Annotated in this window: 19 protein-coding genes; 14 read left to right on the top strand and 5 right to left on the bottom strand. The window is 64.9% G+C overall.

The genetic code is table 11. From position 1 onward, the window contains the following. Positions 1–35: 35 nt before the first annotated feature. A complete protein-coding gene (locus BX591_RS05540) occupies positions 36–1883 on the top strand; it encodes a tetratricopeptide repeat protein (RefSeq protein WP_111929692.1) in 1848 nt (615 codons plus the stop codon). A 134-nt stretch (positions 1884–2017) separates the two neighbouring features. On the opposite strand, the gene tcuC is transcribed toward BX591_RS05540, so the two are convergent. After that, on the bottom strand, positions 2018–3319 hold the full coding sequence (tcuC, locus tag BX591_RS05535) for an MFS transporter (RefSeq protein ID WP_111929691.1): 1302 nt from the start codon (positions 3317–3319) through the stop codon (positions 2018–2020). Between the two features lie 320 nt (positions 3320–3639). Between tcuC and BX591_RS05530 the strand changes: the two genes are divergently transcribed. Further along, positions 3640–4164 (top strand): GNAT family N-acetyltransferase, encoded by a 525-nt coding sequence (locus tag BX591_RS05530; protein WP_111929912.1) that lies wholly within the window; start codon positions 3640–3642, stop codon positions 4162–4164. Between the two features lie 307 nt (positions 4165–4471). Next, entirely contained in the window at positions 4472–5608 is a 1137-nt protein-coding gene (locus tag BX591_RS05525) for a hypothetical protein (protein ID WP_111929690.1), read from the top strand. A 77-nt stretch (positions 5609–5685) separates the two neighbouring features. On the opposite strand, the gene BX591_RS05520 is transcribed toward BX591_RS05525, so the two are convergent. The 3 genes from BX591_RS05520 to BX591_RS05510 all read right to left on the bottom strand — a co-directional run bounded on the left by BX591_RS05520 (position 5686) and on the right by BX591_RS05510 (position 10311). Continuing rightward, positions 5686–6414 (bottom strand): DUF2968 domain-containing protein, encoded by a 729-nt coding sequence (locus BX591_RS05520; RefSeq protein ID WP_111929689.1) that lies wholly within the window; start codon positions 6412–6414, stop codon positions 5686–5688. Between the two features lie 393 nt (positions 6415–6807). Beyond that, on the bottom strand, positions 6808–8421 hold the full coding sequence (locus BX591_RS05515; RefSeq protein ID WP_111929688.1) for a gamma-glutamyl-gamma-aminobutyrate hydrolase family protein: 1614 nt from the start codon (positions 8419–8421) through the stop codon (positions 6808–6810). 132 nt (positions 8422–8553) lie between these two features. Then, complete coding sequence (locus BX591_RS05510; protein WP_111929687.1) at positions 8554–10311, bottom strand: cation:proton antiporter; 1758 nt, start codon at positions 10309–10311, stop codon at positions 8554–8556. A 209-nt stretch (positions 10312–10520) separates the two neighbouring features. Between BX591_RS05510 and BX591_RS05505 the strand changes: the two genes are divergently transcribed. The 10 genes from BX591_RS05505 to guaD all read left to right on the top strand — a co-directional run bounded on the left by BX591_RS05505 (position 10521) and on the right by guaD (position 23765). Further along, a complete protein-coding gene (locus BX591_RS05505) occupies positions 10521–11207 on the top strand; it encodes a DUF2848 domain-containing protein (RefSeq protein WP_111929686.1) in 687 nt (228 codons plus the stop codon). Between the two features lie 7 nt (positions 11208–11214). After that, positions 11215–12567: an MFS transporter gene (locus BX591_RS05500; protein WP_111929685.1), complete on the top strand. Its 1353-nt coding sequence runs from the start codon at positions 11215–11217 to the stop codon at positions 12565–12567. Between the two features lie 204 nt (positions 12568–12771). After that, on the top strand, positions 12772–13452 hold the full coding sequence (locus BX591_RS05495) for a GntR family transcriptional regulator (protein ID WP_111929684.1): 681 nt from the start codon (positions 12772–12774) through the stop codon (positions 13450–13452). A 171-nt stretch (positions 13453–13623) separates the two neighbouring features. Then, entirely contained in the window at positions 13624–15003 is a 1380-nt protein-coding gene (locus tag BX591_RS05490; protein ID WP_111929911.1) for an amidase, read from the top strand. Between the two features lie 90 nt (positions 15004–15093). Beyond that, positions 15094–15603 (top strand): disulfide bond formation protein B, encoded by a 510-nt coding sequence (locus BX591_RS05485; RefSeq protein WP_111929683.1) that lies wholly within the window; start codon positions 15094–15096, stop codon positions 15601–15603. Between the two features lie 337 nt (positions 15604–15940). Beyond that, positions 15941–17488, top strand: a complete 1548-nt coding sequence (gene xdhA, locus BX591_RS05480) for a xanthine dehydrogenase small subunit (RefSeq protein ID WP_176343018.1) — start codon at positions 15941–15943, stop codon at positions 17486–17488. Then, entirely contained in the window at positions 17488–20013 is a 2526-nt protein-coding gene (xdhB, locus tag BX591_RS05475; protein WP_244146842.1) for a xanthine dehydrogenase molybdopterin binding subunit, read from the top strand. Before xdhA ends, xdhB begins: the two co-directional genes overlap by 1 nt. A 130-nt stretch (positions 20014–20143) precedes the next feature. Next, on the top strand, positions 20144–21160 hold the full coding sequence (xdhC, locus tag BX591_RS05470; RefSeq protein ID WP_111929681.1) for a xanthine dehydrogenase accessory protein XdhC: 1017 nt from the start codon (positions 20144–20146) through the stop codon (positions 21158–21160). Between the two features lie 81 nt (positions 21161–21241). Then, on the top strand, positions 21242–22294 hold the full coding sequence (locus BX591_RS05465; RefSeq protein WP_111929680.1) for an adenosine deaminase: 1053 nt from the start codon (positions 21242–21244) through the stop codon (positions 22292–22294). A gap of 106 nt (positions 22295–22400) precedes the next feature. Continuing rightward, the gene (gene guaD / locus BX591_RS05460; protein ID WP_111929679.1) at positions 22401–23765 is read left to right on the top strand and encodes a guanine deaminase; all 1365 of its coding nucleotides are present in this window, start codon (positions 22401–22403) and stop codon (positions 23763–23765) included. A 95-nt stretch (positions 23766–23860) separates the two neighbouring features. Here the strand turns inward: guaD and BX591_RS05455 are convergent, their stop codons facing one another. Continuing rightward, on the bottom strand, positions 23861–25132 hold the full coding sequence (locus BX591_RS05455; RefSeq protein ID WP_420849328.1) for an NAD(P)/FAD-dependent oxidoreductase: 1272 nt from the start codon (positions 25130–25132) through the stop codon (positions 23861–23863). Positions 25133–25242: 110 nt separating this feature from the next. Here BX591_RS05455 and BX591_RS05450 point away from each other — a divergent pair, with 110 nt between their 5' ends. Then, positions 25243–25971 carry a class I SAM-dependent methyltransferase gene (locus tag BX591_RS05450; RefSeq protein WP_111929678.1) on the top strand — a complete coding sequence of 243 codons (729 nt, stop codon included), beginning with the start codon at positions 25243–25245 and terminating at the stop codon, positions 25969–25971. Positions 25972–26087: the final 116 nt, after the last annotated feature.

Below are 26087 nucleotides of genomic sequence, written 5' to 3'. Positions count from 1 at the left end.
GCGGCCTCTGCCTCACCCGATGCCCATCCCCCGTCATGCAACCTGTATTTGACCGCGCGTTCGCGGCGCATCGTGACGGCCGCCTCGCCGACGCCGAACGCGACTATCGCGCCACGCTCGAAGGCAACCCCACGCACGTCGACGCCTTGCACCTGCTGGGCGTCCTGCGCCATCAGCAGGGCCAGCACGCCGAAGCCGCCGAACTCGTGCGGCGCGCGGTGAAACTGCGCCCGGAAGACGCCGCGCTACAACTGAACCTCGGCAACGCGCTGAAGGCGCTGGGCCAGATCGACGACGCCATCGAACAGTTCCGCAACGCGCTGACGCTCGCGCCGTCGTTCCCGATGGCGCACTACAACCTCGGCAACGCGTACGCATCGCAGGGTCGTCATGAAGACGCCGCCGACGCCTTCGAGAAATCGTTGCGCCTGCAGCCGGACGACGCGTCGTCGCACAACAATCTCGGCAACGCGCGGCACGCGCTTGGCCAGCACAAGGAAGCGATCGCGTCGTTCACGCGCGCGCTCCAGCTGCGCCCCGGCCACGCCGGCGCGCTGAACAACATGGGCATGTCGCTGAACGCGCTCGGCCGCGCGGACGAAGCGATTGCCTGCTTCGAGAAAGCGCTGGCCGCCGAACCGCGCTTCGTCGCCGCGCACTTCAATCTCGCCAATACCTTCGACGCCACCGGCCGCCACGCCGAAGCGGTCAAGTCATTCGAAGCGGCGCTGCGGTTACAGCCGAACCTGCCGCCGGCCATTTTCGGCATGGGCAATGCGCTGGCGGCGCTGGGCCGTCACGCGCAGGCGCTGCCGTATCTCGAACGCTCGGTCGGTCTCGATCCGCAATTCGCGCTGGCGTGGCTCAGTCTCGGCAACGCGCACCTCGCGCTGGGGGCGCATGCGCCCGCCGTACGCGCGTTCGATCAGGCCTTGCGCCAGCGTCCGGACCTCGCGTCCGCCCATATGAACCGTGCGTTGGCGTGGCTCGCCCTGCGCGATTTCGCGCGCGGACTGCCGGAGTACGAGTGGCGGCTGCAAACCATGGCCGAGCCGGCGATTCAAACGCTGCCGCGCTGGCACGGAGAACCGATCGATCAACGCACGCTGCTGATTCACGCCGAGCAAGGTTTCGGCGACACGCTGCAGTTCGCGCGCTTCGTGCCGCTCGCCGCGCAACGCGCCGCGCGTGTCGTGCTCGAAGTGCAGCCGTCACTGTTGCCGCTGCTAGCCCCGGTGGCGCAGACCTGGCGTGTAACGCTGATCGCCCAGGGCACGCCGCGCCCGACCGCCGATCTCCATTGCCCGCTGCTCAGCTTGCCGCTCGCGCTCGGCACGACTTACGACACCATTCCGGCGCGCACGCCCTACCTCGACGTGCCGGCCGCCTATGGCCGCAAATGGCGTGGCTCGCTCGGCGGTCAGGCGAAACGCAAGATCGGCATCGCGTGGACGGGGCGTATCCAGGCCAACGAGACCCGTTCCATGCCGCTCGCCGCGCTGGATGCGCTGTTCGCGCTCGACGGCATCGACTGGATCGTGCTGCAACCCGAGCTGAGCGCGGACGAACGCGCGGCACTCGACAGCCATCCGCGCGCGGGGTCGATTCATCGCTTCGATAAACGGATCGGCGATTTCGCGGACACGGCGGCGATCATCGAGCGGCTCGATGCGGTGGTGTCGATCGATACCTCCATCGCCCACCTTGCCGGCGCGCTGCGCAAGCCGTTGTGGTTGATGCTGCCGTTTGCGGCGGATTGGCGCTGGTTTACCGGCGACGCGCGCAGCCCCTGGTATCCCGGCGCGACGCTCGTGCGTCAGCCGCGGCCGGGTGCGTGGCATGAAGTCGTCGAAACGGTGGCGAGCGAGTTGCGCCACGGTTAACCAGCACGCGCGAACCGTTGTTTCGCTGTCGATTGGCGCGTGCCGGCTAACCGCCATTGCGCCCAAACAAAAACCCCGCGCTTTTTCAGAGCGCGGGGTTTTTGTTTGTCCCACCGAACTAAGGACGGTAAGCGTCAGGCCGCTCGATACTGATTGCGCGATTCCGGCGTGCGATACAGCACCAGCGTCGCGATCAACCCGCAGATCGCCGCCGCACCGAGGAACAGCCCCGGCGCCGCCTTGTTGCTGGTGGTATGGATCAGCAATGTGGAGATGGCCGGCGTGAAGCCGCCAATCGTTGTCGCGAGGCTGTACGCCAGCGAGAAACCGGCGGTGCGTACTTCGACCGGCATCACTTCGGTCAGCGCCACCACCATCGCGCCGTTATAGCTGCCGTACAGGAACGACAGCCACAATTCGACGGCCAGCAGACGCGCGAACGACGGTTCGGCGACCAGCCATTGCAACGCCGGATACGCGGTAATGATGGTGAGAATCGTGAAAGCCAGCAGCACCGGACGGCGGCCGATCCGATCCGACAAGGCGCCCGCGAGCGGCAGCCAGATCAGGTTCGACAGGCCGATACAGACGGTCACCACCAGCGTATCGATCGACGACAGTTTCAGCACTTCCTTGCCGAAAGTCGGCGTATAAGCGGTGATCATGTAGAACGACACCGTGGTCATGATCACCATGCCCATGCCGCCGAGCACGATGCCCCAGTTGGCGGCCATGGTCTTGAGGATCTCGCCCATGCTTGGACGATGCTTGCGTGCCTTGAATTCCTCGGTTTCCTGCAGCGAACGGCGAATCAGGAACAGGAACGGCACGATGAGACAGCCGATCAGGAACGGTACGCGCCAGCCCCAGGCGCCCATCTGATCAGCCGGCAAAACTTTATTCAGCACCACGCCGATCAGCGCCGCGAACACCACCGCGACCTGCTGGCTGCCCGACTGCCACGCGCAATAGAAGCCCTTGTTGCCCCTGGTCGCGATCTCCGACAGATACACGGACACGCCACCCAGTTCGACGCCGGCAGAGAAGCCCTGCAGCAGGCGGCCGAACAGCACGAGCGCCGGCGCCAGCACGCCGATCGTCGCGTAACCTGGAATCGCCGCCACCGTGAGCGTGCCGAGCGCCATCAGGCCGAGCGTGAGAATCAGGCCTTTGCGGCGGCCGTGATGGTCGATGTACGCGCCGAGCACGATCGCGCCGAGCGGACGCATCAGGAAGCCCGCGCCGAACACCGACAGCGATAGCATCAGCGACGCGAATTCGTTACCGCTCGGGAAATAGGTCTTGGCGATGGCCGACGCGTAATAGCCGTAGACCATGAAGTCGTACATCTCAAGAAAGTTACCGCTGACGACGCGGAATACGGTCTTGACTTTCGATTCCTGGGATGAGGAAGTGGCGTGTGTCGCTGTAGACATGACATTCTCTGGAAAGCCCGTCGCCCTCGGTTCTGGCGGCGATCAGGCAGTTGATACGATCCACTCGCTTCGGTGAGGCGGACGCCACTGGCAAAACGAAACAGGAACGCGCCGGGGGCGCTGCATTTTCATGCTGAAAGGACTCGGCTGATATCAGGGTAAACGTTGTGAAACAGGCCGAGCCCTTCCCACGTAATGTTACCGTTGTTGGCGGTGTCGCGTGATCCACACGGATTCTTTACAGATCCCGCCGGCCAACGACGATGGCCGTCGTCCCGCTAGAATTTGCGTCCCGCCACTTCGTGCTGATCGCCACCCCGATGCAAGTCAACCGCACTCTCTCGCTGCGCCCCGCGACCCTCGCCGATGCCGCTCTGATTGCCTCGATCCACGCCGCCAGCTGGCAAGCCACCTATCGCGGTTTGTTGCCCGACGCTTTTCTCGACGGTGAAGTCGCGCATGAACGCGCGGCGTATTGGGAAGCGCGTCTGGCCGCGCCGGGCAGCGAGCGCCGCATCGTTCGGATCGCCGAACTCGACGGCGAGCCGATTGGTTTTGTTTGCGCGGAACGTCAGCCGGAATCGGCGTGGGGCGTGTTGCTCGACAACCTGCACGCGTTGCCGGGCTATCAGGGCATCGGGGTCGGCAAGCTGCTGATGCGCGCCGCCGAGGACTGGACGCGCGCGCAAGGCGAGGCGCAGTTGTATCTGTATGTGCTCGAAGGCAATACGCCGGCAATCGGCTTCTACGAACGGCAAGGCTGGCAGTTCGTGGGCGCGGAACCCGATCACATGGGCGGCATGGACATCACCGCCCTACGCTACGTGTACCGACTGCAAAAATAGACAGCGCCGACTGGTTCGCGGGTCGCTCGACGTTGCCGGAGCCTGGACGTTTCTATATCAATTTTCAGAAACGTCCGATCGCGACTTTGGACGCTCCCGAGCATTATCTTCCTCATCCCGACAGCTTTACGTTTGAACGCTTGCGCGCGCCGAACTTGGCGTCGGCGTGATGCCGGTTCCGACGTTGACTCAGGATGCGCACGCACGGCGTCTTACGCGCATCTTCCGAGGCCTGTCGACCCACCATTCCACGGGGCTGCCTGTTCTGCCTATTGGCCGCTCCCTTTCGAGATGCTGGAAGATATCCATGTCCACGATTCCTTTTACCCTGATCGAGGGCTCGATGGCGCTGCCGCGTATGCGCCCGTCGGGCCGTTATTTTCCTGCCCCCTTCGGCCGCGACTGGGTGTATCGCCCGCCGGGCTATAGTTGGCGGACCGAGCTCAAAGCGCTGTATGCCGCAGTGGTCCACACCTTCTGCATGAGCGATCAGACCTTCCGCTCGTTTTGCAAATGGGTACCGCTGATGCCGGAGGAACCGCGCCAGGTGATTGCCGGCGCGCGAACCCAGCCCCGCGAAGAACCGGCCCCTTCTGGCCATGCGCCGCTCGACCGGGCAACGAAATTTTCCGTCGACGTACGTTCATCGGGGTCTGCTCGTCGGCCGGCGGTTGAGGCGCCTTCGCAGCGCGCGCCGCGTCATCGGAACGCGTTGGCAGGCGGCGCTTGCGCACTGAGCGGCGCGGCGTTACTGGCGTGGATCGTGCTCGACCACTCGCCGCGTCCCCATGCAATCAGCGAGGCACGCCCCGCGAAGACAACCACCGTCGATCGCGGTGCTGCGTCGACACAAAGCGGCCCCACCGACGCCTTCACGGCGCGAGCGGCTAGCCAGGCCGGCAGTGTGAGCGCGCAGGACATGGCGTCGTCGCCCGTGAACGCGGCGGTGGATTCGGGCAACGCACAGCCGTTGAGGTCCGACGAGACCTCCGGAAAAACTGCCATGTCGGCACCGGCGCTGGCAGAGCCATTGGCAAATGAATCCGGCCATTCGGCATTGCGGCATGGCGAAGATTTTCGCGAAAAGATTTCCGGGTCGCACGAAGAAGGTCGGCACGGCAACGCAAAACCCGTCGCTTCCTACAAGCCCGCATTCGCTACTGTCAGAAGCGACCGCGTACCGGGCGTCGCCGGCTCGACAATCGCCACGCAAGCGCTGCGCAAGCCTGCGGACATTGGCTCTCACGCGCCGTTCGTGCCGGCGCAATCGGACGGCGGCCCATACGCTTCGGTGACGATGTCGACCGCAACACCCGTTCGGGCTATGTCGCCACCGCCTCGCCCGGCATCCCCCGCCGAAGCGCCCGTTGCCAGCGAGACGGAATGGATGAACCATCTATCGCAGCGTCGTGTGACGGATATCCCGGATCAGTTTTCGAAGTAATCAAATCACGTCACGCAGAACAGCGTGATTAAAAAGCCCGGCCTCATATTGGCCGGGCTTTTTTTGCAGTGTTGCGCTCACTTCTGCAGCGGCAATCCCGATTCGGTTTGTCGTTGCAACTGCAGTACCTCACCCTGCACCTGCCGCAGTTGCGCCTGCGCTTTTTCCTTTTCCAAACGCAACGCGGCGGCTTCGCTCTGCGTCTGCCGTTGGTAGTCGTTGACCTTGGCCTGCTGCGCACGTGCGACGGTGAGATCGGCCTGCAGACGTTTCGCGCGATCTTCGGACAGCGCGATGATGTCTTCGATATAGGCCTTCTGCGCCAGCAGTTGCGTGCGACGAATTTCGACCTCGGCGAGTTGCGCCGTTTGCTGGACAAACTGCGCATAGATCAATTCCGCGCGCGCCGCGTCTTCCGATTTGATGACGCGCCAGAAATGTTTATCCTGAAACAACGCGACGTAATACGTCATTTCCTGCGGATAGAAGAACAGACTCGCGCCATAGCTGCCGTTGTACGTGGTGCGCAGTTCGTTCAACTTTGTGTCGTGAATCATTTGCATCAACTCGGCGACGTTGCCCTGCGATTCGGCGGCAGGCATAGCCGTGGTGGCTGAGATGCCCAATGCCGCGACGCCCGGCGCGTTGCCGACCGGCTGCGCGGTCATGGCGTTCATGGCCGGCCGCGTGCCGGCCACGGGTGCGGCCTCGCCGTCTTGCGCCGCCAGCACGAAACCACTTTGCTGCAACAGCACACACGAGGTTGCGAGCAACATGGCGCGCCATACAGTTAAGGGGTACTTCATACCGTGCTCCATGCGAAATCAAAACAGCAGACGATTATCGCGCGGATCAGCCGTCAAGCGAAGTACTCACGCGTCCCGAAACGGGACTTTAAATTGAGACAAATAGATCGCGAACAATCCGCTGAATAAGGCCGGCTTATCGCGGAATAAATGCATTGGGATTGCACGAAAACACGACGATCCGCCTCGTGTGCGGACGAATCCGAATCTGCATGGGATTAAGGTGAATCCGGCGAAAACTGGCGATGCGCCGGGAGCCGGATTGCGCGAGCGTGAAGTGCAAGCTGCATTGTCGAGGGACACACTCCGCGAACCGACAACGTACGGAAAACAGAACACCATCCGGAGCACCAGGCCGCGCCATCGAGACGCAGACCTAGCGCTCCCTCCCACTTAAAAGCGCGTTTCGCGCGCCACCCTCAGGAACGTATCCAGCAACGGCGTGCAATCCAGCAGTTCCGGGCCACCGGCGCGATGAAACTCCGGATGCCACTGCACCCCCATCACGAACGGCGCACGACGGTAACGCACCGCCTCGATAATCCCGTCGGACGCCGATACCGCTTCGATATTGAGGTCGCGCCCCAGCGTCTTGACCGCCTGATGGTGAATCGAGTTGACGATCGCATCGCGCCGGCCGGGGAACATGTTGGCCAGCGTCGAGCCGTCCGGAAAGTGAATTCCGTGCCGATGCTGATCGTAGTTCTCGTTGACGTGCGCGCCGGCGGTGGGCACATCGGTGGCGATGTCCTGATACAGCGTGCCGCCGAACGCCACGTTGATCAGTTGGCATCCGCGGCATACGCCGAGCACCGGTTTGCCCGACTCGATGAATTCATGCAGCAATTCGAGCTCGTACATGTCGCGCACGCGATCGCCCGGCCACTCGTGGCTGGTCGCGCTTTCCGCGTACGACTGCGGCGAGACATCCGCGCCGCCTTGCAGCAGCAGACCGTCGAGATGCTTCGCATAGTCGCGCAAACGGATATTGCTCGGGTGCAGCATGCCCTGATGACCGACCGTGGGGATCATGAACACCAGCACGTCGCGCGACATGACCCAGTGCGCGATCGATTCCTCTAGATACTGCAGGGTCTTGCCGCGCAGCCCCTTGGCACCCGGCTCCGGGTGAAAAATCCGCGCCGAGACGCCGATGCGCAACGTGCGCTGCGTGATCCGCTGACCGGCGCGATCGAACAACTGGCGAGCGCGCGCGGCGATGATGCGCCCGAACACGGTCCACGCCGAATCGTTCTGCTTCAGATAGCGCGGCGGCGACGGCGGCAAGGCGTTGGGCGGCGGCGGATTGGAGGCGGAAAAATCCGGCGCGGCGCCGAAGCCGGGTGGAGGCGCGCCGGCCGGACGCGCGGTGGATGCGGCGGGCGCTTCCGGTACCGAGGCGGTACTATCCGCGTCCGTTGAGGACATCGCTTCGCCGGTAAGCGGCTCGCTGCCCGAAAGCGTGGTCTGGTGTTGCGGCGCGGCTTGCGGTTCGGCGGGCGTAGCGTGGACGCGAGCCTCGCGGGCCGCTTTGTCATGAACCGCCGCCTCCTGGCTGGCCGTCGATGCCGCGGCGGCACTACGCGCTTCGGCGGCATCGCGCTGCCGTGCAGCTTGCGGATCGGCCGGCGTCACGGCGGAGGCGCTGTCGGGGTCGTCGGTCGACGATCTGACGGCCGCTTCCTCGGCCGCAGCCTCCGACGCAGCGGACGGCGTTTTCACGTCCTTGATCGGCGACTGGATGGAATCTTCGTGCGAGAGAGGCAACGAGGCCGCGGGATCCGCCGGCGGCTCGGCGGGCTTGAACGACGCGCCGGACGGGGCGCCGCTCGACGTGCCCGAACTCGCACCGGAAGGCCCGCCGGTCGTCCCGCCGGAACCCGCCCCCGAGGGCGCACCCGACCCAGAAATTGCACCAGAAGGACTTGCGCCAGACGGCGCGGGCGACGCCGAAGGCGACGAAGGACTGCCGGGCTGGCCGGCGTTTTCAGGTTTGTTTTCGCTCATGACAGTCAGACAGGCGCCTTCCACGCGAACGAATGAATATGCCCTGATTATCCGCTAGCGGGCCAAGCCCCGCAAACCCGCACACAATTGCTCACATTGTTGATTCAGAAGACACAATCTCGCCGGACCTCATCAGGGATCCGGCTGTTCGTCGAAGGTTTCGCGCAGCGCGATCTGCATCGCCGCGTGAATCTTCACGCACCAGCGCCAGACGAGCGCCAGCAACAGCGCCGCGCAGATCAGCACGGCAGTGAGCAGACCCGTGGGCGGCAAGATCCCGCCGGAAAGCGCGGCCAGCAGGAGAAACACGCCGACCATCGACACCAGCGGAACCAGATCGGAAATGGCGTAACGGATCGCGCGCGTGAAGCGCCCCGCCGTCGCCGGTTGAACGCTGACTTCGGCGAGCAGCAAGGCGAGCGATTTGGTCTTCCGGTAGACCGCCACCAGAAACGGCAACGACACGATCAGCGCGATGCTCCACAACACCACACGCTGCAACGGTTCGGCAGCCAGCCAATGCGCGAGCCACACAGTGGTGTAAGGCGCGCTGTACGAGACCGTCAGAAAAATAGCGGCGACCAGTGCGAGATTCACCGCAATTTGCAGGATGATCCGCCGCGTCATGCTGAACAGTGTCGGCTCACCGCTCCCGGTGCTCAGACTGCGCAACCACTGGCCATACAGGCCGAAACCGTTCGCCAGCGTGCGCGGCATGGCATGGCCCAAACGCTGCGTCAGCGGATCCGCGGCCTTGATCAGATACGGCGTGAACAGCGTGGTCAACGCCGACACCGCCACCGCGATCGGATACAGAAACGCGCTGGTCACCTTCAGCGTTAAGCCGAGCGACGCGATGATGAACGAGAACTCGCCGATCTGCGACACGGTCATGCCGACCCGCATCGCCGTGCGGCCGTCCTTGCCGGCCAGAAAGGTCCCGAGCCCGCACGACACGATCTTGCCGACGATCACCGCCACCGTGATCACCGCGATCGGCCACGCATAGTCGACCAGCACGGCCGGGTTCAGCATCAAACCGATCGTCACGAAGAAGATCGCCGAAAACGCGTCGCGCAGCGGCGCGATCAGATGCTCGATGCGATGCAGATGACGCGATTCCGCCATGATCGCGCCGATCAGAAACGCGCCGAGCGCGATGCTGTAATCAAGCTTGACCACCAGCAGACAGAAGCCGAAGCAGAAGCCGAGCACCGACACCAGCAGCATCTCGTCGCTCCGGGCACGCGCCACGTAATTCAACGCGCGCGGCACCACCAGGATGCCGACCACCAGCGACACGGTCATGAACAGCAGCAGCTTGCCGAGCGTCACCATTGCGACGCCCGCGCTCAACTGCCCGGTCTGCGCGATGCCTGACAGCAGCACGAGCATCGCGATGGCGAGAATGTCCTCGACGATCAGAATCCCGAACACCAGTTGCGCGAAGCTCTCGCGCTTGAGCCCCAACTCCGAGAGCGCCTTGACGATGATGGTGGTCGACGAGATCGCCAGGATCGCGCCGAGGAACAGCGAGTCCATCGAACTCCAGCCGAACGCGCTGCCGATCTCGTAGCCGATCCACAGCATCAGCACGATTTCGGAGAGCGCCGCGACGATCGCCGTCGCGCCGACCTTGAAAAGCTTGCGCAGACTGAATTCGAGGCCGAGCGAAAACATCAGGAACACCACGCCGAGTTCGCCCAGCGTCTGGATGGTCTGCTCGTCGTGGATCAATTGAAACGGCGGCGTGTACGGTCCGATGATCACGCCCGCCGCGATATAGCCGAGCACCACCGGCTGCTTCAGGCGATGGAACAGCACGGTGACGACGCCGGCGAGCGCCATCACGACCGCCAGATCCTGAATGAAGCCGATGCCATGGTGCATAAAAGCCTTCCTTACAGAAAGTAATGTCTCAAAAACGCAGTGTAACAAAGGATCGCGACGCGCCTGTCGGCCCGAACCGCCGGACGGGGCGGGCTTGCCGGCCGATGGACCGATTCGACGTACCGCGCAAACGGGAATGTTTTTGAAACGCTGGACGCCTGTGAAATATCACAATAATATTTGACGCATATTTTTACCGGAGTCGTGTGATGCAGCAGGTGTCTTTCAATGTGGTGGACCGCAGCGGCGCGAGCCGCACCGAGATCGTCGAAGTCAGCCGTCTGACGATTGCCGGATGGGCCGGGCGCGATCAGGCCGCGATCGAGCATCACATCGCCGAACTGGCCGAACTCGGCGTGAAACGGCCGTCCACCACGCCGTGCTTCTATCGCCTCGGCGCGGCATTGCTGACGCAGGCCGAGCAGATCGACGTGGTGGGCGTGAAGTCCAGCGGCGAGGCCGAATGCGTGCTGGTGAACGCCCAAGCGGGCCTGCTCGTGACGGTCGGCTCCGATCACACCGACCGCGAGGTCGAGGCCTACGGCGTCACGGTGTCCAAACAGGTATGTCCGAAGCCGCTCGCCCGCGATGCCTGGCGTTTCGACGACGTGTCCGGCCACTGGGATCAACTGGAATTGCGCGCTTACGCCGTGACCAGCGGCGAGCGGCGTATCTATCAGCAAGGCAGCGTCGCGTCGCTGCTGCCGGCCGCCGATCTGCTCGCGCGCGCGCCGCTCGCGGACGGCGCGGCGATGTACTGCGGCACGCTGGCGGTACCGGGCGGCATCGTCGGCATGACGGACGGCGACGCGCTCGAACTCGAACTGCACGACCCGATCCTGAACCGCACGCTGCGCCACGCTTATCGCGTGCACGCGCTACCTATCGTCGAATGAGGCACCCATGAGCTCCCCTTCGCACTCCGTCAACGCCGACGCGTCTTCCGACGCGTGGCTCGAAGCCGCCGCCCTGCGCAAGATCACGTGGCGCATCATGCCGTTCCTGTTTCTGGTCTACGTGCTGTCGTACCTGGATCGCGTCAACATCGGTTACGCCAAGCTGCAATTCACCGGCGACCTGGGCCTCTCGAACGCGGCGTACGGACTGGGCGCGGGGATCTTTTTCTTCGGCTATTTCGTGTTCGAAGTGCCGAGCAACCTGCTGCTCAAAAAATTCGGCGCGCGCGCCACGATCGCCCGCATCACCATGCTGTGGGGCCTGCTGTCGTGTCTGATGATGTTCGTGCACAGCGAAACCATGTTCTACGTGCTGCGCTTTTTTCTGGGCGTCGCCGAAGCGGGTCTGGTGCCGGGCGTGGTGCTGTATCTGACGTTCTGGTTTCCGTCCGACCGGCGCGCGCGGATGGTCGCCGTGTTCATGGCGGCGATTCCGGTGGCCGGCATTATCGGCGCGCCCTTGTCCGGCTTTCTGATGTCGGCGCTGCATGAAGCGCACGGCTTGCGCGGCTGGCAGTGGATGTTCCTGATCGAAGGCATTCCGTCGATCCTTGCCGGCTTCTGGGCGCTCGCCGTATTGCGCAATACGCCCGCCGAAGCCGCATGGCTCACCGACGACGAAAAGCGTGTGATCCTGCAGCGCCTCGCGCGGGAAAACAGCGCGGCCGCGGCGGCCGGCGCCGAGCACAGCCTCGCCGTGGCGCTGCGCTCGGGCCGCTTCTGGCTGCTGACGCTGATCTATTTCTGCCTCGTCACCGGCAACGCGGGCTTCTCGTTCTGGCTGCCGCAAATCGTCAAGGATCTGGGCGTGACGAATCTCGTCGCCAATGGCTTCGTCACCGCGATTCCTTATCTGGCGGCGGGTATCGGCATGATTCTGATCGGGCGCTCGTCGGATATCACCGGCGAACGGCGCTGGCATTACGCGGTGTGCTGCTTTATCGGTGCGGCGGGCCTGCTCGGCAGCGCGTCGGTGACCAACTCGATTCCGCTTGCCGTGACCGGCTTGTCGATTGCGTATATCGGGATTCTGGCGGGCTTCGGCATCTTCTGGTCGATGTCGACCACCTTCCTGCAAGGCTCGGCGGCCGTTGCCGGCATCGCGGTGATCAACTCGATCGCGAATCTGGCGGGCTATGTGAGCCCGTATGTGCTCGGCATCGTCAAGGACGCGACGCATAGCGTGACCTTCGGGCTGGTGCTGATTGCGGGTGCGTTGATCGTCGGCGGGCTGGTGACGCTGCTGATGCCGCGCGTGAAGGTGCAGCACGCGGCGACGGCGGTGCCGGGGAACGCCTGATGCGTTTGCGGCTTTGATGTTTGCAGCTTTGATGTTTGCGGACATGCGCGTTATTTGCGGACGTACGCACGCGTGGTAAGGCAAGGCACAGCAAAGACGAACAGCGCAGCATGCGCCGCTCACCCGCTCTCGCCGCGCCTGGCCGCGCCGCCCGCGCAAAACCTTGCTCTACAATGCGGACGACATCGCCCGCCAGTTCCACACATGACGCTTTTGCAGACTGCCCGCCCTTCCCGACCCACCCGCGAGACCGCCGCCGCGAGCCTCGCCGAACAGGCCTATGCGTTCGTCAAACGCGAGATCATCACGATGCGTTTGCGGCCGAGCGAGGTGCTCAACGAAGCGGAGCTGATGGCGCTGACCGGCATCGGCCGCACGCCGGTGCATCAGGCGCTGCATCGGCTGGTGCACGAAGGCATGCTGACCATCATGCCGCGCAAAGGCATCATGGTCCGGCCGGTTTCGCTCGACGACGTGCTCGCGATCATCGACGTGCGGCTGGTGAACGAAAGCTACTGTGTCGAGCTGGCCGCGCGTCACGCGCAGCAACACGATTACGACGCGATGCAGGCGCTGCTGGAGCGCTCGTCGGTGTGCGTCGCCGCGCACGACATCGAAGGCATGATGGATATCGACCGCGAATTTCATCTGGCGATTTCGGCCGCGTCGCGCAACCCGGTGCTGGCCGATATTCTGCGCGGCCTGCATGAGCGGTCGCTGCGCTTCTGGTTCATTTCGCTGTCCGAGCCGCATCATCTGGAAGACGTCCACGAGGAGCATCTCGAACTGTTCCGCCTGCTGCGCGAACGCGACGCCGACGGCGCGCGCGAGTCGGTGCAGAAGCATATCGAGGCGTTCCGCGCGACGCTGTTCAGCCGGATGTGAGCGGGCGGCTGCTTTGATACGAGCCATCTGTACACCGCGTTCGCACACCCGCTTTCGCCTGCTCATGAACGACCGTAGCTCAGCGAGCGCCCTCGACCGGATGCCTTGAACGGCGCGCTCTCAATCGACCTCAACCGGCTTGCCCGGTTCAACCGGATTCATACCGACATCATGGCCACTGCCTTCACGCCCTTCCCGCCGCTGGCCCAGCTCGCCGCCGATCTCGCCGCCGGCCGCACCACCAGCCGTGCGCTGGTCGAAACCGCGCTCGAACGGATCGCCGATCCGGCCGGCCAGGGCGCGGCCGTCTTCATGCATGTCGACGCCGACAACGCCCGCGCCGCCGCCGACGCGCACGACCGCCTGCGCGCCGCCGGCACGGTCCTGTCGCCGCTCGCAGGAATTCCGGTGTCGGTCAAGGACCTGTTCGATATCGAGGGCCAGCCGACCCGCGCCGGCTCCGTCGTGCTCGCCGACGCACCCGCCGCCCAGGCGGACGCGGTGGCGGTCGCGCGTCTGAAGCGGGCGGGCGCCGTGCTGGTGGGGCGCACCAACATGAGCGAGTTCGCGTTCTCCGGACTCGGCCTGAATCCGCACTACGGCAACCCGCTGTCGCCCTACCAGCGCGGGGTGAAGGGCGACGAGCGGATTTCGGGCGGTTCGTCGTCGGGCGCTGCGGCCTCGGTCGCGGACGGCATGGCGGCGGTCGCACTCGGCACCGACACGGGTGGTTCGATCCGCATCCCGGCCGCGCTGTGCGGACTGACGGGCTTCAAACCGACCGCCGAGCGGATTCCCAGGCACGGCGGCGTGCCGCTGTCGTCGACGCTCGATTCGTTCGGCCCGATCGGCGTCTCCGTGGCGTGCTGCGCGCTGGTCGACCGGATGCTGGCCGGCCTCGAGCCGCGCATTCCGGCTGCCCGGCCGCTCGAAGGCGTGCGCCTCGGCGTGTTGACTAATTTCGTCACCGACGGCGTCGAACCGGCCGTCGCCGCGGCAATCGACACGGCGCTCAAGCACCTGGAAGCGGCCGGCGCGATCGTTACCGACGTGCGTTTCGCCCCGCTCGACCGTTTGCCGGAAATCAACCGTTTCGGCTTTTCGCCGATCGAAGCGTATGCGTGGCATCGTCCGTTGCTGGAAAAGCACCGCGAGCAATACGATCCGCGCGTGCTGGTGCGCATTCTCAAAGGCCAGCCGGCCAGCGCCGTCGACTATCTGGACCTGCTGGCCGAGCGCCGGGCACTGCAGGACGAGGCCACGCGCACGCTGTGGCAGCGTTTCGACGCGGTGGTCGCGCCGACCGTGCCGGTAGTGCCGCCACGCGTGGCCGACCTAGTGCATGACGACGACGCGTTCGGCCGCACCAATGCGTTGATCCTGCGCAATCCGAGCGTGTTCAACTTCCTCGATGCGTGCGCGTTGTCGCTGCCCTGCCACCTGCGCGGCGACGCGCCGGTCGGGCTGATGCTGGCCGGCGCGCCGCATGCCGACGACGCGTTGCTGGCCATCGGACGGGCCGCGGAGGCGGTGCTGAACGCGATTCGTTGAGTGGGTGAAGGCGGCCGGTGAAGGCGGCGGGGGTTCGCGCTAGAATCGCGGGCACCTGCCCTTTCCGTTTCCAAGACAGCCACATAATCCATGAATAACGACACTGCGATGCTGCGCCGCGAGCGCTCCCTGCTGATTCTGCTTGGCCTGATCTGCGTCGCCCTCGTGGCCGGCGCGCTGTATTTGCAATACTTCCTGCACGAAGACCCGTGCCCGCTGTGCATCATCCAGCGCTATTTCTTCCTGCTGATCGCGGTTTTCGCCTTCCTCGGCGCGCGCTTCAATAGCTGGCGCGGTGTGCGGCTGCTGGAAGTGATGGCGGCGTTGTCGGCGCTGGCCGGCGCGTTGACGGCCGCGCGCCACGTCTACGTGCAGGCAAATCCGGGCTTCAGTTGCGGTTTCGACGCGTTGCAGCCGGTGGTCGACAGCCTGCCGCCCGCGCATTGGCTGCCGGGCGTGTTCAAGGTCGCCGGCCTGTGCGAAACGGCCTATCCGCCGATTCTGGGCCTGACGCTGCCAATGTGGTCGCTGCTTGCCTTCGTGGTAGCGTTCATCCCGCTAGCGCTGACGCTGATGAAGAATCGCCGCCGCGTCGCCTGAAATACCTGCCGTATTGCAATAGCGCCGGATTGTCGGCCGCCGTTCGCGGCGGCACGAAATCCGGCGTTTTTTTACGTCATTAACGCCGAAAATCCCCCGCCACACCCCACCCCGTCTGCCTTTGAGCCATTTCCACCGTCACGCAACTTCCCGGCGCGGCGCGAATCGTACTTGTGTCATGACCGCATCCGAATAAGCGTCATGCGCCATGGGAAATATTTTTGAGACTGGGTAGTGCTAAATTCGGACCTGGATGGCGATCTACGTGCGCGAGGCCGGCTTTGGCGCGACCCCATGCGTAACGCGCGCCCGGTCCGCACTGTCTTCTGGATTCGCCATGACATCGCAAACCATCCGCTTTTATCACCAGGGGTCCGTCCGTGAAGTCGCGGACGTCCCGGCGACGCGCACCGTGCTTCAGCACCTGCGCGAGGACTTGCATTGCACGGGCACCAAGGAAGGCTGCGCGGAAGGCGATTGCGGCGCCTGCACGGTCGTGACCGGCGAACTGGACGCGCACGGCGAGCTGGCGCTGAAAGCGGTCAATGCCTGCATCCAGTTCCTGCCCACGCTCGACGGCCGCGCCCTCTTCACCGTCGAAGACCTGCGCGCCGCCGACGGCACGCTGCACCCCGTCCAGCAAGCCATGGTGGATTGCCACGGCTCCCAATGCGGTTTCTGCACGTCCGGCTTCGTGATGTCGATGTGGGCGCTGTATGAAAACCAGCCGGCCGCCGCCGGCCTGCCCACCCGCGACGAGATCAACGCCGCGCTGTCCGGCAATCTGTGCCGCTGCACCGGCTACCGGCCGATCGTCGACGCGTCGCAGAAAATGTTCGATTACCCGCACTACCCGCGCGTGACGCTGGACCGCCGGGCCGTCGTGGAGCAACTGCGCGCGCTGCAACGGCGCGACACCTTCGAATATCGCGCCGCCGACGCGCGCGGCGCCGCCTTTGGTTCGCCCACCTTCCACGCGCCGCTCACGCTCGACGCGTTTGCCAGACTACGCGCCGCGCATCCGCAGGCGCGCCTGCTGGCCGGCAGCACCGACGTCGGCCTGTGGGTCACCAAGCAGTTCCGCGATCTCGGCGACATTCTGTATATCGGCAACGTCGCCGAATTGAAGACCATCGAGCGCGACGCGCAAACGCTGACCATCGGCGCCGCCGTCACGCTCGAAGATGCGTACGCCGCGCTCGCCGTCGATTACCCCGAACTCGCCGAACTCTGGACCCGCTTCGCGTCGCTGCCGATCCGCAACGCCGGCACGCTCGGCGGTAACGTCGCGAATGGCTCGCCGATCGGCGATTCGATGCCGGCACTGCTCGCGCTCGACGCCGAAGTCGTGCTGCGTCATGGTCCGACAACCCGCACGCTGCCGCTCGACGCGTTCTACCTCGGTTATCAGAAAACCGCGCTGGCGGCTGGCGAATTCGTCGCGGCGCTACGCGTAACGCGACCGGCGCCCACGCTGCGGTTTCGCACCTACAAGGTCTCGAAGCGCTACGATCAGGACATCTCGGCGGTGTGCGCGGCGTTTGCCTTGCAGATCGACGAAACCGGCACGATCCGGCACGCCCGCATCGCGTTCGGCGGCATGGCGGCCACGCCGAAGCGCGCCGCCCAAACCGAAGCCGCGCTCACCGGCGCGACATGGAACGAAAGCACCGCGCGGCAAGCCATGAACGCGCTCGTCGCCGATTACCAGCCGCTTAGCGACATGCGCGCGTCGAGCGCTTATCGGCTGAAGGTGGCGCGCAACGTGCTGTGGCGCTTCCACCTCGAAACGCGCGACGACGCGCCGCTCGCGCTGTGCGACGTGAATGCGTTCGCCTTCGAGACCGGCGCGCCGGACGCCCTCGTGGCGAAGGAGCCGTCGTGATGAACCGCACCGATACGTTCGTCGATCAGGCCGCGAAAGTGGCTGGCAGTGCCGCCAGCCCAACTGCGCAGAGCCCCACGAATCCGGCCGGGAAACCTGCTGAGAAACCCGCTGAAAAGCCGCCCAGCAGCCCGCTTGAAAACCCCGCCGCGCACCCGCTCGCCAGGCACGTCGCCGCGCTGGAAAACGACACCGCCATCGGCGTCTCGCTGCCGCACGAATCCGCAGCGCTGCACGTCAGCGGCGAAGCCACCTACACCGACGACGTCGTCGAACTGCACGGCACGCTGCACGCCGCGCTCGGTCTGTCGCGCCATGCGCACGCGCGCATCGTCTCGATGGATCTGGACGCGGTCAGACGAGCGCCCGGCGTGATCGCCGTGCTCACCGCCGACGATATTCCCGGCGAAAACAATTGCGGCCCGGTGCTGCACGACGACCCGATTCTCGCCGCCGACGCAGTGCTGTACCTCGGCCAGCCGGTCTTCGCCGTGATCGCCGAAAGCCACGACCTCGCGCGCCGCGCCGCCGCGCTGGCGAAAAGCGACGACGTGATCCGCTACGAACCGCTCGAAGCGATCCTCACGCCGGCCGAAGCCAAGGCAAGGCAGCAATACGTGCTGCCGCCGCTGCATCTGAAGCGCGGCGAGCCGGCCGCGAAAATCGCTGCCGCGCCGCACCGGATCGCCGCGACGTTCGAGGTCGGCGGCCAGGAACAGTTTTATCTCGAAGGCCAGATCGCCTACGCCGTGCCGAAAGAAATGGACGGCATGCTGGTCTACAGTTCGACGCAGCATCCGAGCGAAATGCAACAGGTCGTCGCGCATATGCTCGACTGGCCGGCGCATAGCGTGGTGTGCGAATGCCGGCGCATGGGCGGCGGCTTCGGCGGCAAGGAATCGCAGTCGGCGCTGTTCGCCTGCGTGGCGTCGCTGGCGGCGAAACTGCTGCGCCGTCCGGTCAAACTGCGCGCCGATCGCGACGACGACTTCATGATCACCGGCAAGCGCCACGACGCGATCTACACGTACGAAGCCGGCTTCGACGACAACGGCCGCATTCTCGGCGCGCGCGTCGAAATCGCGTTGCGCGCGGGCTATTCCGCCGACCTCTCCGGCGCCGTCGCGACGCGCGCCGTGTGCCACTTCGACAACGCGTATTACCTCTCCGACGTCGACATCGTCGCGCTGTGCTGCAAGACCAACACGCAGTCGAACACCGCGTTTCGCGGCTTCGGCGGCCCGCAAGGCGCGCTCGTGATGGAAGTGATGATCGACAGCATCGCGCGTCAGTTGCAGCGCGATCCGCTCGACGTGCGCGTCGCCAATTACTACGGAATCGGTGAGCGCGATACGACGCCGTACGGGCAGCGCGTCGAAGACAACGTGATCGCACCGCTCACCGACGAACTGCTCGATACCAGCGACTACCGCGCGCGCCGCGCGGCAATCGCGGCCTTCAACGCGAGCAGCCCGGTCCTTAAGCGCGGGCTGTCGTTCTCGCCGGTGAAGTTCGGCATTTCGTTCAACGTGCCGTTTCTGAATCAGGCCGGCGCGCTGGTGCATGTGTACAAGGACGGTTCGGTGCTGGTCAATCACGGCGGCACCGAGATGGGCCAGGGACTCAATACGAAGGTCGCGCAGGTCGTCGCCAATGCCTTGGGTTTGCCGCTTGCGCGCGTGCGGGTCACGGCGACGGACACGTCGAAGATCGCCAATACCTCGGCCACCGCGGCATCGACGGGTAGCGATCTGAACGGCAAAGCCGCCGAAGCCGCCGCGCAAACCATCCGCGCGCGGCTCGCCGACCTCGCGGCAAAGCAACTCGGCGGCCACGCGAACGACGTGCGCTTCGCCAACGGCGAGGTCTCGGTGAACGGCGGCGCGATGCCGTTCGAACAGTTGATCGGCGCCGCGTATCTGGCGCGCGTGCAGTTGTGGTCGGACGGCTTCTACACCACGCCGAAGGTACATTGGGACGCGAAAACGCTGACCGGTCACCCGTTTTATTACTTTGCATACGGCGCGGCGGTGTCAGAAGTCGTGATCGACACGTTGACCGGCGAATGGAAACTGCTCCGCGCGGACGTGCTGCACGACGCCGGCCAGTCGATCAATCCGGCGATCGACATCGGTCAGGTGGAAGGCGGCTTCATTCAGGGCATGGGCTGGCTCACTACCGAAGAGCTGTGGTGGAATCGCGATGGCCGGCTGATGACGCACGCGCCCTCCACCTACAAGATTCCGGCGGTGAGCGACACACCGGCAGCGTTTCATGTGCAGCTCTACCAGAACCGCAACGCCGAGCCGACCGTGTTCCACTCGAAGGCGGTCGGCGAGCCGCCGTTGCTGCTGCCGTTCTCGGTGTTCCTGGCGATTCGCGACGCCATCGCGGCCGCCGTGCCGCACGCACGGCAAGCGCCGCCGTTACGCGCGCCGGCCACGCCCGAGGCGATTCTCGATGCACTGGACGCATTGCATGCGGCAAGCGAAACACAACCCGCCGAATCGAGCGACGTGATGTGAAGTGCAGAACCTGAATCGAAGCGCATGAACCGAACACCTCGAACCACGGCCCCACGCGACACGAACGCGTCGGACCACACTCAACCGGCCGCACGGACACCCCGCGCGGCCCTGTACGGAGAACCGCCGGATGCAAGCCTGGCTACCTGACCTGCAACAACTGCTCGCGCACGGCGACGCCGCCGTGCTGGTGACGGTCGCGCGCGTCGAAGGGTCGGCGCCCCGCGAGGCCGGCACCAAGATGATCGTCACGCGCGAATCGGCGAAACACACGATTGGCGGCGGCCACCTCGAATGGAAAGCGATCGAGACCGCGCGCCAGGTCTTGCGCGACGGCATGAGCTCGCCGCACATGCGCCGGCTGGAGCGTTTCGCGCTCGGCCCGAGCCTCGGCCAATGCTGCGGCGGCGCGGTGATTCTGGCGTTCGAGCGACTCGACATCGGCGATCTCGGCTGGATCACGTCGCTCGCGAAACGCGTGGCCGCCGGCCAATCGACAGTGCGTAGCGTATCATTCGGCCCCGCACCGGATGCGGTGATGCTGTCCGACCCCGAGCCGGGTGTCGATGCCGCCGACTGCCTGCTGTGGGACGGCGCCGGCTTCGACGACAGCGGCGCGCTGCTCACCGAGACCGTCGCGCCAGGCGACTTTTCGGTCGTGCTGTTCGGCGCCGGTCACGTGGGCGCGGCGCTGGTTCGCGTGCTGGCCACGTTGCCCTGCGCGGTGCGCTGGGTGGACGAGCGCGACGCGCAGTTTCCGCCGGCCGAATTGCTGCACGCGGCCAATGTGAAGATCGATCCGAACGACGCGCCCGACGAAGCCATCGACCAGGCTTTGCCGAACACGTACTTCATCGTGATGACGCATAACCATGCGCTCGATCTCGAGCTGGCCGAGCGGATTCTGCGGCGCGGCGATTTCGCGTTCTTCGGCATGATCGGCTCGCATAGCAAGCGCAAGCAGTTCGAACACCGGCTCGCCGCACGCGGCCTCGACCCGGCGCTGATCGGGCGAATGAAATGCCCACTCGGCGTGGACGGCATCGTCGACAAGTCGCCGGAAATCATCGCGATCTCGGCGGCGGCGCAGGTGCTGCAGGCTGTCGAGGCGAACGCAGGCCTGCATCACGCGACACATACGGTTTGACACAAGGCGCTTTATTCGACAGCCCTCGGATAAGGCGACGGCATCCAGTGCGAACCGACTCCAACACAACCCCGACCGACCATGACTACAACGACCGCTACCCCCACGACACTCGCCGATAAAACCGCGCGGGCACCGAAGGCCGAGTTGCACATCCATATTGAAGGCTCGCTCGAACCCGAGCTGATTTTCGCGCTCGCCGAGCGCAACGGCGTGAAGCTCGCGTACGACACGATCGACGCGCTGCGCGCCGCGTACGCGTTCACCGATCTGCAATCGTTCCTCGACATTTATTACGCCGGCGCGAGCGTGCTGCTGCACGAGCAGGACTTCTACGACATGACGACGGCGTACGTGGAGCGCTGCCTCGCCGACAACGTGATTCACAGCGAAATTTTCTTCGATCCGCAGACGCACACCGAACGCGGCGTGCCGATCGCGACGGTCGTCGCCGGGATCGAACGCGCGCTCGCCGAAGCTGAAAAGCGCGGCATGACGAGCAAGCTGATTCTGTGCTTCCTGCGCCATCTGTCGGAAGAAGATGCGCTCGCCACCTTCGAGGAAGCGCGGCCGCTGTTCGAGCAGTACAAGCATCGCCTGATCGGCGTGGGGCTCGATTCGTCGGAACGCGGCCATCCGCCTTCGAAGTTCGAACGCGTGTTCGCGAAGGCGCGCGCGCTCGGCCTGAAACTGGTCGCGCATGCGGGCGAAGAAGGGCCGCCCTCGTATATCTACGAAGCGCTCGATCTGCTGAAAGTGGACCGCGTCGATCACGGCGTGCGCAGCATCGAAGACCCGGCGCTCGTCGCGCGTCTGGCCGATTCGCGCGTGGCGTTGACCGTATGCCCGCTGTCGAACCTGAAGCTGTGCGTGTTCGACGATCTGACCAGACACACGTTGAAGGACCTGCTCGACCGCGGCGTCGCCGTGACGGTGAATTCCGACGATCCCGCGTATTTCGGCGGTTACGTGAACGCCAATTATTTCGCCACCATCGACGCGTTGAAGCTCAACGATGCCGAGGTCTACACGATCATCCGCAACAGCTTCGAAGCGTCGTTCGTCACGCCCGGGCAACGCAGCGAACTGATCGCGAAGCTCGACGCGCACTGGCACCCAGACGGCCCGCACTGACGGGCCGACGTATAGCAGCCGGCGGCGGCACGCTCTTCACGGAGAGCAGCGGCAAAAACACCGTCGCCGGGCTGTTCAGCTTCCCACAATCGGAGACGGTTTTTCCATGACTCATTCGGCCAACCCGGCTAAAGCAGGCCAAGCGGCATTTCGCGCGCAACTGCTGACCTTCAACGGCGATCCCGCGCAATCGCCCAACGCAGCGGTCTTCAACGAGGACGGCTTGCTGATCGTCGAAGACGGTCATGTGGTCGCGGCCGGCGCGTATGCGGCGCTCGCGTCGCAACTCGCGCCCGGCACCCAGGTGCAGGACATGCGCGACAAGCTGATCGTGCCGGGCTTCATCGACACGCACATCCACTACCCGCAGACCGACATGATCGCCTCGCCGGCGCCGGGTCTGCTGCCGTGGCTCGACACCTACACGTTCCCGACCGAACGGCGCTTCAGCGACCCGGCGTATGCGCAAGACACGGCGAGCTTTTTCGTCGAGGAACTGCTGGCTTGCGGCACGACCACCGCGCTGGTGTATTGCACGGTTCATAAGGAATCGGCCGACGCGCTCTTCACCGAGAGCGAAGCGCGCAATCTGCGGATGGTGGCCGGCAAGGTGCTGATGGACCGCCACTGCCCCGAGTTCCTGCAGGACACGCCGCAATCGGGCTATGACGACAGCGCCGAACTGATCGGCCGCTGGCACAACCGTGGCCGCCAGATGTACGCGCTCACACCGCGTTTCGCGCCGACCTCGACCGAAGCGCAACTCGAAGCGTGCGGCGTGCTGGCCAAACAGCACCCGGATATTTTCATCCAGAGCCACGTCGCGGAAAACACCGACGAAGTGAAATGGGTCGCCGATCTGTTCCCCGGCCACCGCAGCTATCTGGACATCTACGATCACTACGGTCTGCTGCGCCGCCGCGCGGTGTACGGTCATTGCATCTACCTCGACGAGGAAGACCGCAAGCGCATGGCGCAAACCGGCGCGGTCGCGTCGCACTGCCCGACGTCGAACCTGTTCCTCGGCAGCGGCCTGTTCGACTTCGACAAGGCCGACGCAGCCGGCATGCCGATCGCACTCGCCACCGATGTCGGCGGCGGCACGTCGTTCTCGATGCTGCAAACCATGAACGAAGCGCACAAGGTGGCGCGTCTCACCGGCCATCATCTGACGGCCACGCGGATGTTCTATCTGGCGACCGCCGGCGCCGCCGAAGCGCTCGACCTCGCGGATAAGGTCGGCACGCTGAAGCCGAAGTCGGAAGCGGACTTCGTCGTGCTCGATCCGCAAGCGACGCCGCTGCTGGCACGCCGCACCGCACGCACCGAATCGCTGGAAGAGCTGCTGTTCGCGTTCGCGCTGCTCGGCGACGACCGTGCGATCTACGAGACGTATGCGGCAGGCAAGCGCGTGCATCGCCGCGACCACGTGCGGGTGCATGCGCCGCGTACGGCGAAAATCGCGGCATAAGAGCCGCCACAGCGGAATGAAAAAACGGCGCTTCGATTCGAAGCGCCGTTTTTCTTTGGCTCATGCCGTTACCGCACGGGCGTGTGACAACCTGCTCAACGCATCGTGCAGATCTCGTGCAGCGCATTCAGTCGCCGCACCGGATCGGCAACGTAGGGATTCGACTCGTCCCACGCGTAACCCGCCAGCACCGCGGCGATCATCCGCCGGATCGACGGCGCCTGGTCCGGATAGAAAATGATGTCCTGCAACGCGCCTGTATACCAGCGCTCGACAAACGCGCGGAACGTATCGATGCCCTTGCGCAACGGCACGTCGTAAGCGGCGGACCAGTCGACTTCCTCGCCGTCCAGTTGCCGGTTCAAGGTCTCGACCGCGAGATGCGCGGAGCGCAACGCGATCGTCACGCCCGACGAGAACACCGGATCGAGAAACTCGCCCGCATTGCCGAGCAACGCATAACCCGGCCCATGCAGACGCTCCACGTTCGCCGCGTAACCGCCGATATGCCGCACGGGCATCAGGAACGGTGCGTTGCCGATCAGCCGGTTGAAGGTCGGCTCCTGCTGGAGCAATTCACGCAGCTTCGCGTCGCGCTCCGCTTCCGGCGTCTCGAGGAAACTCGCCTCGGCCACGCAGCCCACCGACGAACGTCCGCCCGCCAGCGGAATCATCCAGAACCACACGTCGCGGCGCTCCGGATGGGTCGCCACGCAGATCTTGTTGCGGTCGGTGACGCCGGCCGGAATGCCGTCCTGCACATGCGTGAAGATCGCGGCGCGCGTCGGCATGCGGGTCGGTGCTTCGAGGTTCAGCAGGCGCGGCAGCACGCGGCCGAAGCCGCTCGCGTCCAGCACGAAACGCGCTTCGATCTGATACGCGCGATCCGCCTCGTCGACGACGTCGACCAGCGGCCTTGCGCCGGTGTGAACCGCGCGCACGGCGTGACCGAAGCGCACGTCGGCGCCCTGCTGCGCCGCGCAGCGAATCAGAATGTCGTCGAACACCGCGCGCTCGACCTGGTAGGTCGTGCCCCAGCCCGGCGAATGCTTGTCGCGGAAGTCGAACGCCGACGACTTGTCGCGATAGATGAAATGCGCGCCGTTCTTGTACTGGAAGCCGGCTTCGACCACGGCCTGCAGCATGCCGGCCTCTTCGAGGTAGGCCATGCTCTGCGGCAGCAGGCTCTCGCCAATCGAGAAACGCGGAAAATGCTGGCGCTCCAGCACCAGCACGGAGCGACCCGCTTTGCGCAGCAGCGCGGCCGCAACCGCGCCCGCCGGACCCGCGCCGATGATCGCGACATCGACGCTAGTGCGCTCTGACGTGTGTGTAGTCAAATTTGCCTCAAATCGTTTGCTTGCCATGTGCAGCGTTACGCTGCATCCTTACTTCTCGTTACAATTGCCTGCTCAACGCCCCGCGTGACATGCACCATGGGGCCTAGCCAAAACAAAATTTCGCCGCGGAGCCCAGCGTGTCGCCATCCGAAACATCCAGCGTGCCGTACGTGCCCGAAACGGCCTTCGGGATCTGGTTCCTGCGTACCCATACGTGGGAACACCATGTCCTGCGGGTCGCGATCAACGACCTCAAACGCCTGATCGACACACCGTTGCCGGCCGCGCCGGTCATCGTCGACGTCGGCTGTGGGCAAGGCATTTCGTTCCGGCTGCTCGCCGAGGCGTTCAAGCCGCGGCGCATCGTCGGGGTCGATTTTCACGAGGCGTCGCTGGCGCTCGCCACGAACGCGGCCAACACGTGCCGCGCCCAGTGCGCCGATATCGACGTGCTGCACGGCGACTGCGCCAGGCTACCGCTGCCCGACGCGAGCGCCGACATCGTGTTCTGCCATCAAACCTTCCATCACCTCGTCGAGCAGGACCGCGCGCTCGCCGAGTTTCGCCGCGTGCTCAAACCGGGCGGTGTGCTGCTGTTCGCCGAATCCACCGACGCGTACATCAAGTCGTGGGTGATCCGGCTGCTGTTCCGTCACCCGATGCATGTGCAAAAGAGCGCCGACGGCTACCTCGACATGATCCGCCGTGGCGGCTTCAGCTTCACCCAGCGCAACGTTTCGCTGCCTTACCTGTGGTGGAGCCGCGCGAAAGACTTCGGTCTGTTCGAACGCATCGGTCTGTCCCATCCGCGGCCCGGCAAGCGTCGTGAGACGCTGGTCAATGTGGCGGCGGTCAAGGCCGGTTAAAGCGCGCTTTGGTTGAAGCGCGCTTTAACGCTCGCCCAACCCCTTGCAGCACGAATCGAACCTGCTATCCGCAGTACCAGTACAGGCGCAAGGCGATGGCATGCACTGCCGCCGCC

It is taken from the genome of Paraburkholderia bryophila (genome assembly GCF_003269035.1).
Lineage (GTDB): Bacteria > Pseudomonadota > Gammaproteobacteria > Burkholderiales > Burkholderiaceae > Paraburkholderia > Paraburkholderia bryophila.
This window is presented reverse-complemented; position numbering and strand designations above follow the sequence as displayed.